This is a genomic window from Yersinia nurmii, assembly GCF_001112925.1.
Classification (GTDB): domain Bacteria; phylum Pseudomonadota; class Gammaproteobacteria; order Enterobacterales; family Enterobacteriaceae; genus Yersinia; species Yersinia nurmii.
The window spans coordinates 98,324-120,110 of record NZ_CPYD01000006.1; the positions used below are offsets into that span (position 1 = coordinate 98,324).

A 21,787-nucleotide genomic window follows, 5' to 3' on the forward strand; every position below is an offset into this window, starting at 1 on the left:
CTTAATAACTATTTGGCTTACCAGGGTGACACCGATATACCAAACTGTGAGATGATCACAGCGTTCAACCTAGGATGGTATAGATATGAAATTGCAGCAGCTACGTTACATCGTTGAGGTGGTAAACCACAATCTCAACGTCTCCTCGACCGCTGAAGGCTTGTACACTTCCCAGCCGGGAATCAGTAAGCAAGTCAGAATGTTGGAAGATGAACTGGGTATTCAGATTTTTGCCCGTAGCGGTAAACATTTGACGCAGGTTACGCCGGCTGGACTGGAAATTATCCGTATTGCCCGCGAAGTATTGTCGAAGGTTGATGCGATTAAAGCCGTTGCCGGTGAACATACTTATCCTGATAAAGGTTCACTGTATGTGGCGACCACTCACACCCAGGCTCGTTACGCTTTGCCTAATGTGATTAAAGGTTTTATTGAACGCTATCCGCGCGTGTCACTGCATATGCATCAAGGCTCGCCGACTCAAATTGCCGAGGCAGTATCCAAAGGCAGCGCCGATTTTGCGATTGCCACCGAAGCGCTGCATCTGTATGACGATTTGATTATGTTGCCGTGCTACCACTGGAATCGCGCGGTGGTGGTCAAACCGGATCATCCGTTGGCAGGAAAGGCGCATGTCACTATTGAAGAATTGGCGGCTTATCCTATTGTGACCTATACCTTTGGTTTCACGGGCCGTTCCGAACTGGATACCGCTTTTAATCGTGCCGGGCTGACACCGCGTATCGTCTTCACCGCCACCGATGCCGATGTGATTAAAACCTATGTACGCCTTGGGTTAGGGGTTGGGGTTATCGCAAGTATGGCGGTTGACCCGATTCAAGATCCTGATTTGGTTACGGTAGACGCCCGCGATATCTTTACCTACAGCACCACCAAGATAGGTTTCCGCCGCAGCACTTTCCTGCGCAGCTACATGTATGATTTTATTCTACGATTTGCACCGCACCTGACCCGCGATGTGGTGGATAATGCCGTTGCTCTGCGTTCAAATGAAGATATTGAAGCTATGTTTAAAGATATTAAGCTGCCGATCAAATAAGGGCAGCATCTTTATTCTTGGGCTCGTTAATCGCGTAGCCATCGTAAAAACCGAATGCTCTTGCCTTCGGTTTTTCTTTTTATAAGAAGTGAAAAAATATCCCATTTTGTACTAAAAATAGATGTGCTGAGTTTTTAACTTGGGAACGATTGTCTATGTAAATTTTATCAAATTTTTTAATGAGCGGCGATGGTCAATAACTTATTTGCTCTTTAATTTGAAATAAGCGTTTTATAATAGACTGAGGAATTATATTACTTATTCTCACCTGTATAAATAAAAAAGTATCTTATAAGGGGGAACTATGAAAACAATGCTACAAAGGCCTTCTGTTATAAAGTATGCACCAAAGTTATCTGAGATAAATAAAAAACAGACTAACGATATTCATTGGCGGAAAAATCTTGTTAAGATTTATTCTGGTAATATTACGGGGGTGAAAAATATCAGTGATGTAGAACAATCTTATGTTGCAGGGAAATTGGTTTCTAAATTAAAAGATAATGCATCAATACCACCAAAACAGAATCTTATGCCAAAAAGTAATTATTTCTATTTGCCACTGTATAATGAGGTTTCAGTGCGTCAGGTCATTGATAAAAATAGCACAAGAATACTATCGGGCAAGGAGCCTTACCCTATTTTTTTGGCCGATCCGAAACTGTTTTGCGATACAGCTTTGGCCGCAATGGCTAAAAATAAAAGTATAGATACGGACAGTGAGAGTAATGAAAAACGATTTCAGAAACTGGGTTGCTGTTTAACTAAAGAATTGATTAAAATCAATTATAATAAAAACCCAGACGAATTTAGAACATTGGGTCGATATCTGGCGTTAAAAACCACTAAATATATTAGTTTGAACGAAGTTAATCCGTCCTCACTGGGAAAGATATATATCGCCGGATACGGTAAGCCGGGGGGGGAACTTTTAAATTTGGGTAAAAACACATTAGAAAATTTCAGTTTAGCGACAGCCAACCTAGTGACTAAAGATCTCTTACCATTACTAACCGCCGTGGATGGCCCTGTTGATATCAGAATGCTACAAATGGAAAGTGCCGAGCCCGCCGGTGACGAAAAGCCTTTAGCTCAATATATGAGTAATGCGCTCTCTGATGCAGGTGTCCCGGCCAGAGTATTTGGCTATAGAGGTACTTCCGCCCTGAATGAACTACATCATATTCACTCAACACGTGCGGTGAAAAAGACCATCGATAATAAATTTGTAAAATATGACATTTATCGTGCCAGCGATGTACGCCAAGAGTTTTTACCGCAAAAGAAATCTAACAAAATGTAGATAATCCTATTGCTTGCTCTGACTGTAGAGTAAGCAAACTTATCGCTTACGATAACTGTAAAATGGCTTTCTTTGCTATTTTTAGGCTCTTCTTTAAGGAGATGATAATGTGGTCGTTAAAAGTTCCTGTTATTACTTATGTGTCTAAAATGGCGACAGAGTCACCGAGGGGAAATCAAGAAAATTCGGTGGCGACTCGCTGCATCAATATCAATAACGCTACTCAAAGCTCACCAGCTATTCTTTCAAAATCATATTCAGCAGAAACCAGAACTGATGCTAAGACTACCACGCCAATAAAAAACAAGGGTTATATATATTGCCCATTTTTCAATGATGAAATGATAAAAATCGCTTTCTCTATGAATAGCACCAGAATGTTACAGGGGAAGGAACCCTACGGGATATTATCGCCCGACCCAACAAAATTGTTTAATGAAGGGTTGTATTATTATCTTTTAAAGAAAAGGGATTCAATTATTGAAGCAGACGAATTTATCAGTGGATGTGACAAAAAACTGTTTATAGATAAATATTTTAATAAAGATTCAATGGATGTGATGTACAGTGAGAACTGCAACAATCTTCACAAACTAGGGCAGTATTTGCTTTACGATAGAACCAAATATTTTTCTCTTTCCACCGTCAAAGCATCTGAGATTGGAAAAATATATATTTGTGGCCATGGTTGTGCTGGGAGTGAACATATAGTTAGCTATCAGGACGGAAAGAAATTCGTTAAGACGGCAAAAGAAATTGTGGCTGAATTGGCAGACCTGCTAAAACGTCAGGCAGAAAATAAAATTGATATTCGTCTGCGTCTGTGTGAAAGCGCGGACAGTAAAAGTGCCCGGAATCTGGACGAACAATATTTGGCAGCGCGAGCGACAACCCAAGGTAATAAAAAATCGCTGGCTCAGCATATGAGCGATGCGTTACAGGAAAGAGGATTAACGACTAAAGTATTTGGTTATCATGGTTTAGGCATAATATCTAACCATCGTAGCGTACATGGGATTCGGGCGATCAAAAGTGATTTCGAATCAAATCGGGGCGACAATAGTTATAAAATTTATCGCGCCAGCCAGTATCGAAAAGAGTTTCATCCTTATCAGAAAACGCCAGCCACGGGGGAATAGATCTCAGCCAATGCGACATAGAAAGCGTCTCGGGAACGTATGATGTAAATAGGCGCTTTTATTTTTATTAGTGTGTTCAGCCGGTTGCCTCAGCGTTTTCCTATTGGCATAGCGCTTATTCCTTCTCAAAAGATCTGATTTCCTCGTAACAAACGCTATTCATCGATTTTACCTATTGCTATAAATAAAACGTGTTGTTATCAAAATGTTAACTTGGCTTTGTGTTATATTTAAATCAAACCCTATAACCGAGCGGGTTATTCTCCGTCGGACTGCATCAATATCCCAATAAAAATCCTCTGTACAGAACAATAAAGGAGCCGCTATGTCGTTGGATCTACGTAAAACGAGTATGGACACGCTGGTCGCCTTAGGTACGGAATATCACTATTACAGCTTGCCAAAAGTGGCTCCGCTGTTAGGTGATATTGACCGGCTACCTAAATCTATGAAAGTCCTGCTGGAAAATCTATTACGCCACATTGATGGCGATACGGTACATGAAGAGGATCTGGCAGCCGTTGCTGACTGGCTAAAGGATGGACATGCCGATCGCGAAATTGCCTATCGGCCCGCGCGCGTGCTGATGCAGGATTTCACCGGTGTACCGGCCGTGGTCGATTTGGCCGCGATGCGGGAAGCCGTTCACCGTTTGGGCGGCGATGTCAATCAGGTTAATCCGCTGTCACCGGTCGATCTGGTGATTGACCATTCGGTTACCGTTGATGAATTTGGCGATAAAGCAGCCTTCGGGGAAAACGTTCGGCTGGAAATGGAACGCAACCATGAACGTTATATCTTCCTGCGTTGGGGGCAAAAAGCCTTTAATCGATTCCGCGTGGTGCCGCCGGGAACCGGTATTTGTCATCAAGTGAATTTGGAATACCTCGGGCAAACGGTGTGGCACGAACAGCAGGGCGATAAACAGATTGCCTATCCGGATACCTTAGTCGGAACCGATTCCCATACCACGATGATTAACGGTTTGGGGATTCTGGGCTGGGGCGTCGGCGGGATTGAGGCGGAAGCCGCCATGTTGGGCCAACCGGTATCCATGCTGATTCCTGATGTGGTGGGGTTCAAGCTGACGGGGAAAATCCGCGAAGGCATCACCGCCACCGATTTAGTGCTTACCGTCACCCAAATGTTGCGAAAACATGGGGTGGTGGGGAAATTTGTTGAATTTTACGGGGACGGACTGGCCGATTTACCTTTGGCTGACCGGGCCACTATCGCCAATATGTCGCCAGAATACGGCGCAACCTGCGGTTTCTTCCCGGTTGATGAGGTCACGCTGAGTTATATGCGCTTGAGCGGGCGCAGCGATGCGCAAATCGCACTGGTAGAGGCGTACAGCAAGGCGCAGGGACTGTGGCGCCATCCGGGGGATGAGCCCGTGTTTACCAGTTCATTATCTTTGGATCTCGGTGGCGTGGAATCCAGCCTGGCCGGGCCGAAACGGCCGCAGGATCGCGTGGCGCTGCCGAAAGTCCCTCAGGCGTTTAACGCTTTTGGTGAGCTGGAAGTGGGTAGTAAGAAAGATAAGGTTGAGCAGGTTGAGTTTTCACTGAACGGTGAAAATCATCAGCTTGAGAACGGGGCTGTAGTGATTGCGGCCATTACTTCCTGTACCAATACTTCAAACCCAAGCGTACTGATGGCTGCGGGTTTGCTGGCTAAGCACGCCGCAGAAAAAGGGTTGAAAACCAAACCTTGGGTGAAAACGTCTTTGGCTCCCGGTTCGAAAGTCGTGACTGAGTATCTTAATTCAGCGGGATTAACGCCTTATCTGGATAATCTGGGCTTTAACTTGGTGGGCTACGGTTGTACTACCTGTATTGGCAACTCCGGTCCTTTACCGGATCCAATTGAAAACGCTATCAAAGTTGGTGATTTAACCGTTGGTGCCGTGCTGTCAGGTAACCGTAACTTCGAGGGGCGTATTCATCCGCTAGTTAAAACCAACTGGCTCGCTTCACCGCCGCTGGTGGTGGCCTATGCGCTAGCAGGGAATATGAAGCTGGATCTCACGACCGAACCCTTGGGGAAAGGTCATGATGGTAACCCGGTGTATCTGAAAGATATCTGGCCGAGCGGAAATGAAATTGCTAAAGCGGTGGAAGAAGTTAAAACCGAAATGTTTCGCAAGGAGTATGCGGAAGTCTTTAGCGGAGACGAGACCTGGCAGGCTATTCAGGTAGAAAGCACACCGACATACGATTGGCAGGCTGATTCTACCTATATTCGCCATCCTCCTTTCTTTAGCGATATGAAAGCGGAGCCTGAGCCGGTGCAGGATATCCAGAATGCGCGGATTCTGGCGATTCTGGCGGACTCAGTGACCACCGACCATATTTCTCCCGCAGGCAATATCAAACTCGATAGTCCGGCTGGTCGCTATTTGCGGGACCGCGGCGTGGAAATCAAGGAATTTAACTCCTACGGTTCGCGTCGAGGAAACCACGAAGTCATGATGCGCGGTACTTTTGCCAATATTCGTATCCGTAATGAAATGGTGCCGGGAGTGGAAGGGGGAATGACGCGACATATTCCTTCAAATAATCTCATGGCGATTTATGACGCGGCGATGCAATACCAGCAGGAAAAAGTGACGCTGGCGGTGATTGCCGGTAAAGAATACGGTTCAGGTTCCAGCCGCGACTGGGCAGCGAAAGGGCCGCGTTTGTTAGGTATTCGCGTCGTGATTGCCGAATCCTTCGAGCGAATTCATCGTTCTAATCTGATTGGGATGGGCATTTTACCGTTGGAATTTCCGCAGGGCGTTACCCGTAAAACTTTAGGGTTAAGTGGGGATGAAACCATTAGCGTGAGTGGAATGCAGAATCTGACGCCGGGGCAACAGGTGCCGGTGACGCTGACTTACGCCGACGGGCGACAGGAGATCGTCAATACACGCTGTCGTATTGATACCGGCAATGAGCTGATCTACTTCCAAAACGATGGCATTTTGCATTATGTTATTCGCAAGATGCTGTAATCCATCAGGATAGATAAGTGACGTTGTAACAAAAGGGTGGCGTTGAGGCCACCCTTTTCTGTGTACGTCTATGTGCGCGATGCTTATATTGGACGCAATAATACTTATGATGTGAGTAATACTAATGTCGATACTCATTTTACGGAAAAATGTAGGGATAAAAGCGCATCGGCGGTAAAAACCCCCCTGTATTATTTGCTTAGCAAATGACCCATTTTGGCTGCTTTGGTCGCCATATAATGTTCGTTTTTAGGATTACGACCCACTAACAGCGGCACGCGTTCAACGATGTTAATTCCGGCTTCAGTCAGAATTTCGACCTTCTTCGGGTTGTTAGTCAACAGGCGAATTTCTTTGACATTCAATAGCTTATAGATGTCTGCGCACAGGGTGAAATCGCGTTCATCGGCGGCAAAACCAAGCTGATGGTTGGCTTCCACAGTATCTGCGCCCAAATCCTGTAGTGCATAAGCGCGGATTTTATTCAGTAAACCAATATTGCGGCCTTCCTGGCGGTGATAAATCAGCACACCACGACCTTCTTCCGCGATTTGAGCCAGCGCGGCTTCCAACTGGAACCCACAATCACAGCGTAAACTGAACAGAGCATCGCCGGTCAGACATTCGGAATGAACCCGGGAAAGTACCGGTGTATCACCTGAAATATCACCAAAAATCAATGCCAGATGGTCGTGACCGGTTGCCAGTTCTTCAAAACCGACCATCAAAAAATCGCCCCACGGAGTAGGCAATTTGGCTTCTGCTACACGTTTTAGCTGCATGTTAGTGTTCATATTAATACATCAGGCTCTTATACAATTATTGTAGCGCATCCTACTTTCAGATTCGCGGTTTAACCAGTGAAACGGTCGAATTATAACTTTCGCTACACTTGATGATTTATATTGCCATAACTTCAAATTATTAGCTGTTCAACAAATGAGCGATGAAAGAGGGTGTAACAGATAACTTCGCTATCCAATCAATTTTACGTATATTATCAATGAAGTAAAAAATGGTCTGCGGTTAAGGCTAAGTAAAGAAAAGGATATTTGATGTTAAACATCGCAAAGCGAATCATTATTGGGACTGTTCTTTTATTACTTATGCCGGTAGCGGTATGGATCTCCGGTTGGCATTGGCAACCCGGTGCATCCGGATTTTGGCTTAAAGGACTTTTTGCGCTAACGGAAACTGTCACCGCGCCTTGGGGAATAGTAACCAGTATCATATTAAGCGGTTGGTTTTTATGGTGTTTGCGTTTCCGCCTTAAACCGGCTGCGGGTCTGCTGATGATATTAACGCTGGTTATCGTTGTCGGGCAGGGCGTGAAATCTCTGATTAAAGAGCAAGTGCAGGAACCGCGTCCGTTCGTGGTCTGGCTGGAAAATCAGAATCACTTAACCAGTGAAGAATTTTACCAGTTACCTCGTAAAGAACGCAGCGCAATGGTGAAAGAGCAGCTTCAGAATCAAACGCTGGTACCGAAATGGCTAGTCAAACATTGGCGTTTTGAAACCGGATTTGCTTTTCCCTCTGGACATACGGTTTTTGCGGCAACCTGGGCATTGCTGGGCGTTGGGTTGCTTTGGCCACGTCGTCATTACAAAACCGTCGGCTTATTGATGGTATGGGCGATGGGCGTGATGGGTAGCCGTCTGGTGCTAGGAATGCATTGGCCACAGGATCTGATTGTCGCGACCTTCATTAGCGGTCTACTGGTGGCACTGGCCACTATGGGGGTTCAGCGTTGGATCGGCCCATTGACTATTCCGCCGCAAGAGCAAAAAGAAATTGAGCAGCGAGAACAACGGTTATAATCAGGGGTTATGGGTATCTGATTGGCGGCGCTATTGGCTTTTGGTTGCAGACGCCCCATATCTTTACTCTGGCGTATGATTGTGAGCGTTTCTCATTATTTTTTAAATGAAAGCGATAAAAAGTCAAAATAGCGTTCAAGATCGTGCTTTTATCGTGCTCCAGGGTTTATTTGCGCACAGGGTCAGTGTTAATTTATAACGTCATGTCGCCACTTTTTTGGCATAATTCGTCGGGTAATCCGGCCTATGGGAAAGAACGTGAAATATTTGCTGATTTTTTTGTTAGTACTGGTGATTTTCGTGATATCAGTCACGTTAGGGGCGAATAACGATCAGGTTGTTACCTTTAACTACTTATTGGCTCAGGGCGAATACCGGGTATCAACGTTATTAGCAACATTGTTTGCCATTGGGTTGATCTTGGGTTGGATTATTTGCGGCCTGTTTTATCTACGTGTCCGCATTTCTCTGGGACGCGCAGAGCGCAAAATCAAACGGCTTGAACTGCAACTGGAACAACCTGCTGAAGAGCGTCACTCTGCGACTCAGCCTGCTGTCAGCAAGGAATAATTCTCTATGTTAGAACTGCTGTTTCTGCTGTTGCCCGTGGCTGCCGCCTATGGCTGGTACATGGGTCGCAGAAGCGCTCAGCAGGATAAACAACAGGATGCCAACCGCCTGTCTCGTGAATACGTGGCAGGGGTTAACTTCCTTTTATCCAATCAGCAGGACAAAGCGGTCGATCTCTTTCTCGATATGTTGAAAGAGGACAGCTCCACCGTTGAAGCGCATCTTACTTTGGGTAACCTTTTCCGTTCGCGTGGTGAAGTTGACCGCGCCATTCGTATCCATCAAGCTTTGATGGAAAGCGCATCACTAACCTTTGAACAACGTCTGTTGGCCATTCAGCAATTAGGCCGCGACTATATGGCCGCCGGGCTGTATGACCGCGCCGAAGACATGTTTACCCAACTGATCGAAGAAGCTGACTTTCGCGTTGGAGCCTTACAGCAACTGCTGGTTATCCATCAGGCCACCAGCGATTGGACCAAAGCCATCGAAGTAGCGGAAAAACTGGTGAAGTTGGGCAAAGATAAGCAGCGTAGCGAAATTGCGCATTTCTATTGCGAACTGTCGCTGCAGGCCATGGGAAGTGACGACCTGGATAAGGCAATGGGGTTGCTGAAAAAGGCGGCAAGCGCCGATAAAGACTGCGCCAGAGTGTCAATTATGCTTGGGCGCGTTCATATGGCGCGCGGCGATTTTGCTAAAGCCGCGGAAGCTTTACAGCAAGTGTTGGAACAGGATAAAGAAGTGGTCAGCGAGGCGCTACCGATGCTGCACGATTGCTACCAGCATTTACAGCAACCGCAGGCGTGGTCTGATTTCCTGAAGCGTTGTGTAGAAGACAATACCGGTGCCACCGCTGAGCTGATGCTGGCAGAAATTTTGGAACAGCAAGATGGGCGCGATGTGGCGCAGGTGTATATTAACCGCCAGCTACAACGCCATCCAACCATGCGGGTATTCTATCGTTTAATGGATTACCATTTGGCCGACGCGGAAGAAGGGCGAGCCAAAGAAAGTTTGCTACTGCTGCGGGATATGGTGGGCGAGCAGATCAGAACCAAACCGCGTTATCGCTGCCATAAATGCGGTTTTACCGCACATTCGCTCTATTGGCACTGTCCATCTTGCCGCGCTTGGGCGTCGGTCAAACCGATTCGTGGGCTGGATGGGCAATGATCGCTAAGGATTGTTTACAGCGATGGCTGGTGGCCGGGGAACAGTAGGGTGAGAACTTTTCTCACCCTAATCATGTCATTTTCTACTTCTTCTTTTGTGCCGGTTTAACGCCGTCTTTGAGCAACTGCCGCAGTTTTTTCAACTCTTTCTGACTCAGCGGCTGTTCGGAAATCTCTTCAACTCCCTGGTTATCAATCTCACTGTGATGCGTTTTCCCGTCCTTTCGGCCAGCTTTGGCATTCTTGGCTACCGGGTTAAAACTTTGCTCCAGTCGTTCGCAGACTTCGGTGCTGAGCGAAAACTGTTTCTCCAGCGCAGCGGCTTTAATCTTTTCTTTTAATTCCAGAGGAATTTTAATGGTTAAGGTCGATACTTCGCTCATCATGTCACCTTTAAGCAGGGGAAAGTACCAAGCTATGTGAGGTTTAGCGCGCTGTCTAGCTGATAACATAAAATTCACAAAAAATTCATATATAAAATGCAAAAAAGAGCGCATCGGCGCTCTTCTTGTCATAGCTACATGAGATTAGTTATCTTGACATGGGCCAAAATTGTTATTTATTGGTAAATAACAGCGGTGCCGTGCAGCTTATTGTTGCCGCTGGCAGAGGTGATCTGGAAAGATTTTGCACCCGCGGCCTGCGCTTTTTGAGCCAATGCGTTTTCCAATTCGGTCAGAGTACCGGCGTTACTGGCAGAGATAACGCCAGTTTTGTTCAAACTTGCTGACTGTTGAGTGTTCACACTGGTTGAAGCTATGCTGGTGAACGATGCTAGGGAAAGAACTAAGGCAGAGGCGATATATTTGATATTTTTCATGTGAAACTCCAGTCCGTTATGATTAAGTGGAAGGCGATGTCTTCCGATGGACTGAATGATATAGCATCTTAAATTAATGAAAATCTCAAACTCCTGATTATCTCATTCAAATGTTTTGATTAATAATTTACCTTTCTTGAAACTGTTTTACTTTCTACTGGTTATTCACTATTGGGCAGGGCTGACCTAAATTGACCTTTCCGCAATGATTTATACATTTCATACCTCTGACACCTCGCCGTTGTCATAGCCGTGGTGATAACTGTCATCCCTCGAGAGATAACAGGGACGGATATCTGTAATTTCCCCTCGACGCCATGTAGAATGCGGTCGGTTAATATTTTTGAGTGGCTGTTATAGATAGCGTGTCGTTAGCCGTTAAAGGCAGCCTTGATTATTTGCATATATGACAGAGGGCAGAAACATGACGTCGGATACTAAAACCAATAATAATGACTCAGGATCTTCCCCGATTGTGGTCGCATTGGACTATGCCGATAAAAACGCGGCGCTGGCGTTTGCCGATCGCGTTGACCCGCGCGATTGTCGGTTAAAAGTCGGCAAAGAAATGTTTACCTTGTTTGGTCCTCAGTTGGTGCGTGATCTGCATCAGCGTGGGTTCGACGTTTTTCTGGATCTGAAGTTTCACGATATTCCAAATACTACCGCTAAAGCCTTGGCTGCCGCTGCAGAAATGGGCGTCTGGATGGTGAATGTCCACGCCAGCGGCGGTGCGCGTATGATGACGGCGGCAAAAGAAGCATTGCTGCCTTATGGCGCGCAGGCTCCACTGTTGATCGCCGTGACCGTGCTGACCAGTATGGAAAAAGAAGACTTACTCGGCATCGGTATTGACGCCGATCCGGCCGATCACGCCGAGCGTCTGGCTAAACTGACTAAAAACTGCGGCCTGGACGGCGTGGTCTGTTCTGCTCAGGAAGCGGTGCGTTTAAAACAGAGCTGCGGCAGTGACTTTACGTTGGTGACGCCGGGTATCCGCCCCGTAGGCAGTGAGGCTTTGGATCAGCGCCGGATTATGACGCCACAACAGGCGCTGGCGGCCGGTGTAGATTATATGGTGATCGGGCGTCCGATTACGCAATCAGAAAATCCAGCGCAAACGCTACGGGATATTCGGGCATCTTTGGTAAAGGGGGCTTAATGGTTAACGATAGTAGTCGGTTGGTGTATTCAACGGAAACCGGGCGCATTGACGAACCCGTGGTGAAGGCTGAGCGTCCAAAGGGCGACGGCATTGTCCGTATCCAACGACAAACCAGCGGGCGTAAAGGCAAAGGCGTGTGCCTGATTACCGGCGTTGATGGCAGTGATGAAGTGCTAGAGAAACTGGCGGCGGAATTAAAGAAAAAATGCGGTTGCGGTGGTTCATTAAAAGATGGTGTGATCGAAATTCAGGGTGATAAGCGGGAGCTATTGAAACAGTTATTGGAAGCGAAAGGAATGAAGGTCAAGCTGGCCGGAGGTTGATATCAGGAGAATCCCTGTTGGGGACGACTATTTTCTGGCGTCACTCATTCACTCCACCCATCGGTTTTTTGCCATCTGAAATAATCGTTTGGTATGTAGCTGGACTGATAGCAACGTTATTTAAGCAACAACTTTCGCTGCGGTTTAAATCACCGCCGCAGCGAAAGATATTTCAGCGGAACGATCAAGTAGGGAATAACTCGCCTTATTATTTACCCACTTGATGCCCGATAACCCCACCAATAGCTGCACCACCTAACGTACCCAGTGTGCTGCCGGTCAGTACGGCGCCGCCCACGGCACCGGCACCGGCACCAATAGCGGTATTACGATCGCGCTTGGACATATTGGAGCAGGCGCTCAGGGATAACGCTAAAGTAATAGCCAGAGCGGCGGTAGCAAATCGTTTAGTCTTAATCATCATAAATTCTCCTGACGTTGGCCTGGAATATTGTCCATTAACTCATGGGCTGCCGGACATTACTCCGCTGGAGTTACCTCAATAAGTATAGGCATTACTCCAACTTTAGCTGGTGGGTCATTTTTTAAAGTAACGGTATATAAAACGTTAATCTGACTTAAATGCCAGATTAATGATAATTTGACGGTAAATACCCCCGTAGAAAATAGTATAAATCACTAAGAGGTATTTAATAGGTAAATAGTCTTAATTTGACACCTATTGACAGGCAAAAGCGAGGATGTGCGTAAAATCGCACGATTAGTCAATAAGAACGACAGCTCATGTTCTCCAATCGATGGTGACTTCCTGATTGCCAATGATGTCGGCCAAAGGTTATCCGTATTTGCTGAAACTTGAAGTCACCGTCTTTACGAGCCATTCTGATTGGCCGGCCTTTCTAATTAATTAATTATGGACGGGTTTCTCTAGCCACAGCAGGGTATCCACCATATTTTCCATTTTGGCTTCTACTTGTGCAATAGCATCGGCAATACCTTGATTATAATAATGAGCGCCGAGTTCCTGGGTAAAAAAATCCAATAAAAATTCGGCTTCAAAATCCCCTAATTCGAACTTATGTTCGCGCTCCAGATAGCGCTGAATTTTCTGCGCCATGAGACGGGTCTGTTCACGGTTAAATACGATTTCCGCCATTTTAATCTCCACTATTTACGCCGATGGGATGAGCCTGTCTGCGTATTAAATTGTTGCGCCAATGGGCAAAAGTCGCGCTATACGGCGAGAAATGGCGCGGCGTAGTAATAGCCTGACGTATAGCAATTAATCCAGAATAGCACTGGGTTTTTACCTTGATAAGGCTGTAAAACTGAATGATACCTGATAATGGTCATCATCTGGCGGGAGGTGTGGTAGCCGAGCTGCGAAATACCCGAATGGAATCATGAGGAACATCCATTTTGACCCGCGGCCAGATCGGCGGTAAAACAGCTATGACAGCGATCACCCTATAATAACCTCGATTAGTTTATGATTAGTCATATGATCTTGGCACTCACATTTATTGAATCAGGAGATCCCCATGGAGCTTTATCTCGATACGGCGGACGTGACGGCAGTAAAACGGTTGGCGCGTATCTTGCCTTTACAGGGCGTGACCACTAACCCGAGTATTGTGGCGAAAGAGGGGAAGCCGATATGGGAAGTGCTGCCCGCGCTGCGGGACGCTCTGGGAGGAACCGGCAAGCTGTTTGCTCAGGTGATTGCCAGCGATAGCGAAAGAATGGTGGCGGAGGCGATGTTATTGTCTCAACGAGTGCCGGGACTGGTGGTGAAAATTCCGGTGACCAGCGAGGGGCTGGCAGCGATTAAAAAATTGAAAACTATGTCAATTCCGACCTTGGGTACTGCAGTGTACGGTGCCGGTCAGGGATTGCTGGCGGTGTTGGCGGGGGCAGAGTATGTAGCGCCTTATGTCAACCGGTTAGATGCGCAAGGCCAGGATGGCGTGGCGATGGTGCGCGAGTTGCAGCAACTGCTGAATTTACATGCGCCGCAGGCCAAAGTGCTGGCGGCCAGTTTCCGCACGCCGAGGCAGGTTTTGGATTGCCTGCTGGCGGGCTGTCAATCAGTGACGCTACCGGTAGACGTCGCCGAACAGTTTATTTCAACGCCAGCGGTACAGGCCGCAGTCGAGCAGTTTGAACAAGATTGGCAGAGCGCATTTGGGTCGCCGATGTTGAGTTAACGGTCCTGTGAGTGAGACACTGTGCTGATTTTGGTTTTTCATCCAATAAAAAACGCCTCATCGTTGCGGATGAGGCGTTACATCGTCACTTAATTCCTCGCCTGTATAGAGTACTGAATATTAGGCTGGAATCTCCGCTAACACGGGCACTTTCCTAGCTTTCCGCCCTGACTAGGGAAACGCGCATCCAGACAATAACGGTGGAATTCCCGTTCGGTCATCGGCGTTTTTTCCGGATGATGACGCTGCATATGCTGCAGATAATTACCGTAATCCTGCACGCCAACCATCAAACGAAAACTCTGGGCAGTTCGCTTGGCGACCAGCCTCACTTTGCCCCACAGACTTTTCGGTTGGGGCATCAGCGGAGCCAAAGGAACACAGCGTAGGATATGCAGCCCAGACCGGGCAGCGGCAGATTTCTGCTGGAAAATTAAACCTGAATTAACCACGAGCGACCTCCTCGCGTAACACAATTTCGCTCTCATGAGCGGTGGGTTTACTGGATTTCAGCGCCCGACGTACCACGAAGAATGCAGAAATCAGCATCGTTACCGCCACTAACATAAAGAAAGCGCAGAGGGCGGCGTTGATCTGGTTATTAAACACGATAGTTTCCATGTCTTTAAAGCTTTTGGCCGGAGCAATTAATACCCCTTGTTCTAAGCCGGTTGAGAATTTCTTTGCCTGCGCCAGGAAACCAATGCTCGGTTTTTCATGGAAAATCTTCTGCCAACCGGCGGTCATCGAGGTAATAAACAACCAGATAGTTGGAACAATCGTCACCCAGACATAGCGCTGTTTCTTCATTTTGAACAGCACCACGGTGCCCAGAATCAGCGCCATCGACGCCAGCATCTGGTTACCAATGCCGAACAGTGGCCACAGAGTATTAATCCCGCCCAATGGGTCAACAACCCCTTGGTAGACGAAGAAGCCCCAGCAAGCGACAGCGACGGTGGTTCCCGCCAGATTACCGAACCAGGAACGGTTATTGGCCAGACTTGGCACTGCCACGCCGACCAAATCTTGCACCATAAAGCGGCAGGCGCGGGTTCCTGCATCCACTGCGGTTAAAATAAACATGGCTTCAAACAGTATGGCAAAGTGATACCAGAACGCCATCATATTGCGGCTATTAAAGACTTCGCTAATGATATGAGCCATACCCACGGCGAAGGTCGGTGCACCACCGGCTCGCGACAGAATGGAGTTTTCCCCCACGTCTTTGGCGATCATGGTTAACACTTCCGGCGTCACCACAAATCCCCAACTGTTGATCGCCGCTGAGGCGCTTTCCACCGTAGTACCGATCAGCGCTGCCGGGGAGTTCATGGCGAAGTAAACGCCAGGATCGATAACCGAGGCGCAAATCAAAGCCATGATCGCGACGAAAGATTCCATCAGCATCGCGCCGTAGCCAATAAAGCGAATGTGGCTTTCCCGCTCGACCAATTTAGGCGTGGTACCGCTGGAAACCAAGGCGTGGAAGCCAGAGATAGCTCCGCAAGCAATGGTGATAAACAGGAATGGGAACAGGCTGCCGGAGAACACCGGCCCACTGCCGTCGATAAAGCGGGATACCGCAGGCATCTTCATTTCCGGCATAGCGAAGACAATGCCGATAGCCAAACCAATGATAACGCCGATTTTCAGGAAGGTAGACAGATAGTCACGGGGAGCCAGTAACAGCCAGACCGGCAGCACCGAGGCAATAAAACCGTAGATCACTAAGACCCAGGTCAGAGTCGTGCCATGTAACGTGAAGAACGGCCCCCAATAAGGGTGAAGGGCAATATTTCCACCATAAATAATAGCGGCCATCATCAACACGAAACCGATCAGGGAGACCTCAGCAATTTTCCCCGGACGCAGGTAACGCATATACACGCCCATAAACAGCGCGATAGGAATGGTGGCAGCGATAGTGAATAGCCCCCACGGGCTGTCTGCCAGCGCCTTGACTACCACCAACGCCAGGGCGGACAGGATAATGATCATGACCCCCAATGCGCCAAGCATAGTAATCACCCCGGCGAATGCCCCCAGCTCTTGCTTCGCCATTTCACCCAGCGAGCGACCATCTCGGCGGGTAGAAATAAACAGGATAAGGAAGTCCTGCACTGCCCCGGCCATCATTACGCCGACCAAAATCCAGATAGTGCCCGGCAAAAAGCCCATTTGCGCGGCCAAAATTGGGCCGACCAACGGGCCGGCACCGGCGATAGCGGCAAAGTGATGGCCGAAGAGCACCCATTTGTTGGTAGGAACGTAGTCCAGACCGTCATTGCGCCGTTCGGCGGGTGTCAGGCGACGATCATCCAACTCAAAGATATTCTTGGCGATAAATAGGCTGTAGAAACGGTAAGCGATGCTGTAGCAGGCTACCGCGGCGATAACTAACCAGATGGCATTTACGTGTTCGCCGCGGCTGAGCGCCAGCATAGCAAAGGCAAAAGCACCGATTAACGCCACAATCAGCCAGATAACGGCGGTCTTGACGTTTTTCATGAACAACAACTCCTTGGTTGGTAGGGGCAGAGTGTGAGGGTATAGGTCTATTTGATTAACGAACCGTTAACATATGATCTTCAACGTGGAAGAAAAGCCCATAGAGCGAAATCTGTGATGCACGAATTATTTTAATGTCATAAATGTTTGCATTTGCTTACAAATTGCGAGCTGACAGGATTTTTTGGCTGGGGAAATAAGTGAGGAGGAATAGGCAGAAAGATTAAAAAAAAACCGTAGGATAGTTGGCTATCCACACGGTTTTTAACGAAGAACGTCTAGTTTCAGGCGGCTGGGCGAGCGATCACATTACGGGTTTCCATACGGACTTCCGCGATGACAACCTCAATTTTGTCGCTCTGACGGTAAACCACTTCACCGTTGATTTGTACGGTGCCGGTTTCCTGACTGCATACCATCTCATCACGTACCGCGTGAATAAATGGCGCAGGAATAAAGGCGACCGCGCCGTTATCCAGCAGACGAATGCGTAAACCACCGCGAGTCACATCGATAATTTCTGCAGGGAAGCGGGTATCGGTACCTGCGCTTGGCTGTAAATAACGGGCGTACAGCCAGTCACCCACATCGCGCTCGGCCATACGGTTCAGGCGGCGGCGTTCGGCCAGTTGAACGGTAATCTCTTCCTGTGGTTTTTCGGCCTGTTGACCGGTAATTACCGCTTTCAGCAGTCGATGATTAACCATATCGCCGTATTTACGAATTGGCGATGTCCAGGTGGCGTAAGCCTCTAAACCTAAGCCAAAGTGCGGGCCTGGTTCGATGCTGATTTCCGCAAAGGTCTGGAAACGACGAATACGACTATCAAGGAACTGGGTCGGCAACGAATCAAGATGACGACGCAGTTCGCAGAAGCCTGGTAACGTCAGTAGAGCCTGAGGATCGGCGTCCACTTCGTTGGCTTTCAGCACTGTCGCAGCCTGCTCGACCAGCGCCGGATCGAAACCGGTGTGAACGTTATAGATACCAAAGCCCAGATTCTCGCGTAGCACAATGGCGGCACAGACGTTGGCGGTAATCATGCATTCTTCCACAATGCGATTGGCAATGCGGCGTTGCTCGACGATGATATCCAGCACCTCGCCTTTCTCACCCAATAGGAAGCGGTAGTCCGGACGGTCTTTAAACACCAGCGCATTCTTCTGACGCCAGGCGTTACGCGCGTTGCATACGCGTTGCAGGAGTTTGATTTGCTCGGCGATTTCGGCGTTCTGCGGCTGCCAGTCACCTTGATTTTCCAGCCAGTCAGACACTTCATCGTAAACCAGCTTGGCTTTAGACTCGACCCAAGCGACAGAAAATGAAATATCGTCGCCCAGCGTACCGTCTTCGGCGATGGTAACCCGACAAACCAGTACCGGACGGCGCTCGTTCGGACGTAGAGAACACAGGTTATCGGACAGATCTCGCGGCAGCATCGGGATGTTAAAGCCCGGTAGATAGTTGGTGAAAGCACGTTTACGCGCAATCAGATCCAACTCGCTGTTTTCGTCCACGTAGGAGGTCGGATCGGCAATGGCGATAGTCAGCAACAGACTACCGTCGCCTTTGTCTGCCACATGCAGCGCATCGTCCATATCTTCGGTGCTGGCGCTGTCAATAGTAACAAAGTTCAGTGCGGTTAAGTCTTCGCGTTCAAAACCGTCCTGCTTTAATTCTGCAACCACCATAGCTGGCGCTTCGCGCTCCAGATTATGGCGCGAGAGGGTGACCCACCACGGAACGAAATGATCGTCGGCATGAGTGATAAAGGCGGTTAAATCAGCGTTGAAAGCGCGATCGCCTTTGAGCGGATGGCGGCGCATTTCGGCTACGGCCCAATCACCGTTTTGGAAATCGTGGGTTAACTCGCGTACCGGACGGCACTGGATAGCATCTCGCAGCAAAGGATGGTCTGGAATAATCGACAGGCGGTCATCTTTTCTCTGCACTTTACCAACAAAGCGAGACAGGAAAGGCTCGACCAAAGATTCTGGCTCAGCAATTTCACGATCTTTTTCGGTATGGAGAGTGGCTATTATACGGTCGCCGTGCATGACCTTCTTCATATACGGCGGTGGGATAAAGTAACTTTTCTGCCCATCTACCTCAAGAAAGCCAAAGCCTTTCTCAGTCCCTTTTACCACGCCTTCAACGCGCGGGGTCTGAGTGTGAAGTTGCTGTTTAAGCTGCGCCAGCAGCGGGTTATCTTGAAACATATCGTCCAGTGAATGGTGTAGTGAGTCGAGTGATTCGCGGCTGACAGTTTTACGCGAATCAGCCGCGTCGGGCAAGCGTCATATCACTCTGATGCACAAATCCCTTAAATAATGCAGGGCATCATGAATGCCCTGCATAAGAGAAATATTCCTAATTCAGGCAATACGTTGCGAGTGTGGCTCCTGCCACGAACGTATCACCACCGGGATAGATTTGGAGGTTGGCGTATGGGTTTGATCGCCAAAACTCGATAGCGGAACTAATGGATTGGTTTCCGGATAATAGGCCGCCAGATTGCCACGGGGAATGTCATAGCTAACCAGTTTAAAACCGTTAACCTTACGGGTAATACCGTCATTCCACAGAGTTTCAATTTCTACCTGATTGCCATCTTCCAAACCTAAATCCGCCAAATCCTGCGGGTTGATAAACAGGACTTCCCGCTGCCCATAAACGCCCCGATAGCGATCGTCCAATCCGTAAATGGTGGTGTTGTATTGATCGTGAGAACGCAGGGTTTGTAGCACGAAAGGCGCTTTGGTCTTGCCAATCTGCGGGAATAAACTGTCTGGTAAAGGAGCGTCGCTGAACTCGGCTTTTCCGCTGGCAGTGGTGAATTTCAATTCGGCGGCGGTACTGCCGAGATAGAAACCGCCCGGTTGCTCGCAACGGGCGTTAAAATCGCTAAAACCCGGCACCGTGGCGGAGATATGGTCGCGAATCAAGTGATAATCGTCTGCTAACGCTAGCCAGTTCAGTTTATCGCTTCCCAGCACCGCATTGGCGATGGCACAAACAATTGCGGTCTCCGAACGTTGGCTATCGGACAGTGGTTTACCGACGCCTTCAGAGGCATGCACCATGCTAAAGGAGTCCTCTACGGTGATGTATTGCGAGCCGCTGGCTTGCATATCCCGTTCAGTGCGCCCCAACGTTGGCAGAATTAAGGCGTCGGCTCCGGTCACCAAATGGCTGCGATTCAGCTTGGTGCTGATATGCACGGTTAAATGACAACAGCGCAGCGCCTGAGCGGTGCGTTCGGTATCTGGCGCGGCGGCGGCCAGATTCCCACCCAAAGCGATCAATACCTTCACTTCGCCACGCAACATGGCTTCCAGCGCTTCCACGGTATTGTGACCGGCTTCTCTCGGCGGGGTGAAATCAAAGTGTGCGGCCAGTCGATCCAACATGGCGGCAGACGGTTTTTCGTCGATGCCCATGGTTCGGTTGCCCTGTACGTTGCTGTGACCACGTACCGGACACAGGCCAGCTCCCGGCTTACCGAGCTGACCGAACAGCAATTGCATGTTCGTCATTTCACGCACCGTGGCCACGGAGTGTTTGTGCTGAGTAATGCCCATTGCCCAAGTGAAAATAACCCGTTCGGCATGCTGGTAAACTCGGGCTGCGTGGCGTAGCTGCTCTTCGCTCAAGCCTGATTGTTGAGTGATTTTCTGCCAGGAAGTATTGTCGACGGCGGCAAAATAGGCGGCAGATCCTCGCGTGTGCAGATCGATAAATGCTTGATCAAATATGCCTTTTAACCCCATAGAGAGTTGCTCGCGATGCGTTTCTAACAGGGCTTTCACCATACCGCGCACCGCCGCCATATCACCGCCTAAATTCGGCTGATAATAGGATGAACTGATCGGAGAAGACTTCGGTGTAAGCAGCTCAATCGGATTCTGCGGGTCGGCGAAACGCTCCAGACCGCGTTCCCGGAGAGTATTAAAACTGACAATGCGCGCGCCGCGATCCTTGGCGTGACGCAGGCTGTGCAACATCCGCGGATGATTGGTGCCAGGATTCTGGCCAAAGACGAAAATGGCATCCGCACGTTCAAAATCTTCCATACGAATGGTGCCTTTACCCACGCCGATACTTTGGTTTAGCCCGGTACCGCTGGCTTCATGGCACATATTCGAACAATCAGGAAAATTATTCGTACCTAGCATACGACCAAACAGTTGGTATAAATAGGACGCTTCGTTACTGGCGCGACCGGAGGTATACAATTCTAACTGATTCGGATTAGTCATCGCGCCGATGTGATGGGCAATCAATCCCAAAGCTTCTTCCCAACTTACCGGACGATAGCGGTCGGTGCTGGCGTCATAGCGCATTGGGTGGGTAATACGGCCTTGGTACTCCAGGAAGTAATCGCTTTGCTGGCTAAGGGTTGTCAAGGTATGTGTGGCGAAGAATTCTGGTTCGACGGCTTTACGCGTGGCTTCCCAGCTGACGGCTTTGGCGCCGTTCTCGCAAAAACTGAAGGTGCTGTGATTATCATCGCCCCAGGCACAGCCAGGGCAGTCAAAACCTTTGACCTGATTGACCCGCAGCAGATTACGGATATTGGCGAGCGCACGCTTGCTGTCCAGCACAAAACGGGTCGTAGCTTCCAGTGAACCCCAACCACCGGCTGCGGCAGTATAAGGTTTGATCGATGGTTTGAATTTCATGATTGATGGCCGCAGATGTTGTTTCGAATAAGTAAATTTTTATTTAAATACTT

At 48.5% G+C, this 21,787-nt stretch carries 19 protein-coding genes; 10 read left to right on the forward strand and 9 right to left on the reverse strand.

The genetic code is table 11. The features are described 5' to 3' along the window. Nucleotides 1–85 precede the first annotated feature (85 nt). The 4 genes from cysB to acnA all read left to right on the forward strand — a co-directional run bounded on the left by cysB (nucleotide 86) and on the right by acnA (nucleotide 6,500). Nucleotides 86–1,060 (forward strand): HTH-type transcriptional regulator CysB, encoded by a 975-nt coding sequence (gene cysB, locus AD970_RS09500; RefSeq protein WP_049598254.1) that lies wholly within the window; start codon nucleotides 86–88, stop codon nucleotides 1,058–1,060. 304 nt (nucleotides 1,061–1,364) lie between these two features. Then, entirely contained in the window at nucleotides 1,365–2,363 is a 999-nt protein-coding gene (locus AD970_RS09505) for a hypothetical protein (RefSeq protein WP_049598255.1), read from the forward strand. A 107-nt stretch (nucleotides 2,364–2,470) separates the two neighbouring features. Next, the gene (locus AD970_RS09510) at nucleotides 2,471–3,502 is read left to right on the forward strand and encodes a hypothetical protein (protein WP_049598257.1); all 1,032 of its coding nucleotides are present in this window, start codon (nucleotides 2,471–2,473) and stop codon (nucleotides 3,500–3,502) included. Nucleotides 3,503–3,827: 325 nt separating this feature from the next. After that, nucleotides 3,828–6,500: an aconitate hydratase AcnA gene (gene acnA, locus AD970_RS09515; protein WP_049598258.1), complete on the forward strand. Its 2,673-nt coding sequence runs from the start codon at nucleotides 3,828–3,830 to the stop codon at nucleotides 6,498–6,500. Between the two features lie 191 nt (nucleotides 6,501–6,691). Here acnA and ribA read toward each other — a convergent pair whose 3' ends face one another. Beyond that, complete coding sequence (gene ribA, locus AD970_RS09520; protein WP_049598260.1) at nucleotides 6,692–7,282, reverse strand: GTP cyclohydrolase II; 591 nt, start codon at nucleotides 7,280–7,282, stop codon at nucleotides 6,692–6,694. A 273-nt stretch (nucleotides 7,283–7,555) separates the two neighbouring features. Here ribA and pgpB point away from each other — a divergent pair, with 273 nt between their 5' ends. From pgpB to lapB, 3 genes are all read left to right on the forward strand, one after another. Then, nucleotides 7,556–8,320 (forward strand): phosphatidylglycerophosphatase B, encoded by a 765-nt coding sequence (pgpB, locus tag AD970_RS09525; protein WP_049598262.1) that lies wholly within the window; start codon nucleotides 7,556–7,558, stop codon nucleotides 8,318–8,320. A 258-nt stretch (nucleotides 8,321–8,578) separates the two neighbouring features. After that, the gene (locus AD970_RS09530) at nucleotides 8,579–8,890 is read left to right on the forward strand and encodes a LapA family protein (protein WP_049598264.1); all 312 of its coding nucleotides are present in this window, start codon (nucleotides 8,579–8,581) and stop codon (nucleotides 8,888–8,890) included. Nucleotides 8,891–8,896: 6 nt separating this feature from the next. Beyond that, nucleotides 8,897–10,066 carry a lipopolysaccharide assembly protein LapB gene (gene lapB, locus AD970_RS09535; RefSeq protein WP_049598266.1) on the forward strand — a complete coding sequence of 390 codons (1,170 nt, stop codon included), beginning with the start codon at nucleotides 8,897–8,899 and terminating at the stop codon, nucleotides 10,064–10,066. 82 nt (nucleotides 10,067–10,148) lie between these two features. Here lapB and AD970_RS09540 read toward each other — a convergent pair whose 3' ends face one another. Beyond that, nucleotides 10,149–10,448 (reverse strand): hypothetical protein, encoded by a 300-nt coding sequence (locus AD970_RS09540; protein WP_049598268.1) that lies wholly within the window; start codon nucleotides 10,446–10,448, stop codon nucleotides 10,149–10,151. Between the two features lie 176 nt (nucleotides 10,449–10,624). Beyond that, entirely contained in the window at nucleotides 10,625–10,885 is a 261-nt protein-coding gene (gene bhsA / locus AD970_RS09545) for a multiple stress resistance protein BhsA (RefSeq protein ID WP_049598270.1), read from the reverse strand. A 424-nt stretch (nucleotides 10,886–11,309) separates the two neighbouring features. On the opposite strand from bhsA, the gene pyrF reads away from it, so the two are divergent. Further along, nucleotides 11,310–12,047, forward strand: coding sequence for an orotidine-5'-phosphate decarboxylase (gene pyrF / locus AD970_RS09550; RefSeq protein WP_049598271.1), 738 nt, complete (start codon nucleotides 11,310–11,312; stop codon nucleotides 12,045–12,047). After that, the gene (gene yciH / locus AD970_RS09555; protein ID WP_049598272.1) at nucleotides 12,047–12,373 is read left to right on the forward strand and encodes a stress response translation initiation inhibitor YciH; all 327 of its coding nucleotides are present in this window, start codon (nucleotides 12,047–12,049) and stop codon (nucleotides 12,371–12,373) included. The genes pyrF and yciH overlap by 1 nt, the downstream gene beginning before the upstream one ends. Nucleotides 12,374–12,581: 208 nt before the next feature. Here yciH and osmB read toward each other — a convergent pair whose 3' ends face one another. Together osmB and AD970_RS09565 are read right to left on the reverse strand one after the other, a co-directional pair. Next, nucleotides 12,582–12,797 (reverse strand): osmotically-inducible lipoprotein OsmB, encoded by a 216-nt coding sequence (gene osmB / locus AD970_RS09560; protein ID WP_049598274.1) that lies wholly within the window; start codon nucleotides 12,795–12,797, stop codon nucleotides 12,582–12,584. A gap of 444 nt (nucleotides 12,798–13,241) precedes the next feature. After that, on the reverse strand, nucleotides 13,242–13,490 hold the full coding sequence (locus AD970_RS09565) for a DUF2164 domain-containing protein (RefSeq protein ID WP_049598275.1): 249 nt from the start codon (nucleotides 13,488–13,490) through the stop codon (nucleotides 13,242–13,244). A gap of 385 nt (nucleotides 13,491–13,875) precedes the next feature. Between AD970_RS09565 and fsa the strand changes: the two genes are divergently transcribed. Next, nucleotides 13,876–14,541 (forward strand): fructose-6-phosphate aldolase, encoded by a 666-nt coding sequence (gene fsa, locus AD970_RS09570; protein ID WP_049598276.1) that lies wholly within the window; start codon nucleotides 13,876–13,878, stop codon nucleotides 14,539–14,541. A gap of 137 nt (nucleotides 14,542–14,678) precedes the next feature. Here the strand turns inward: fsa and AD970_RS19845 are convergent, their stop codons facing one another. The 4 genes from AD970_RS19845 to AD970_RS09590 form a co-directional block, all read right to left on the reverse strand. Beyond that, nucleotides 14,679–14,993, reverse strand: coding sequence for a YbdD/YjiX family protein (locus AD970_RS19845; protein ID WP_049598277.1), 315 nt, complete (start codon nucleotides 14,991–14,993; stop codon nucleotides 14,679–14,681). After that, complete coding sequence (locus AD970_RS09580) at nucleotides 14,986–17,052, reverse strand: carbon starvation CstA family protein (RefSeq protein ID WP_049598278.1); 2,067 nt, start codon at nucleotides 17,050–17,052, stop codon at nucleotides 14,986–14,988. The genes AD970_RS19845 and AD970_RS09580 overlap by 8 nt, the downstream gene beginning before the upstream one ends. A gap of 284 nt (nucleotides 17,053–17,336) precedes the next feature. Then, nucleotides 17,337–19,271: an exoribonuclease II gene (locus AD970_RS09585; RefSeq protein ID WP_049598279.1), complete on the reverse strand. Its 1,935-nt coding sequence runs from the start codon at nucleotides 19,269–19,271 to the stop codon at nucleotides 17,337–17,339. Nucleotides 19,272–19,427: 156 nt separating this feature from the next. Further along, nucleotides 19,428–21,734: an FdhF/YdeP family oxidoreductase gene (locus AD970_RS09590; protein ID WP_049598281.1), complete on the reverse strand. Its 2,307-nt coding sequence runs from the start codon at nucleotides 21,732–21,734 to the stop codon at nucleotides 19,428–19,430. Nucleotides 21,735–21,787 lie beyond the last annotated feature (53 nt).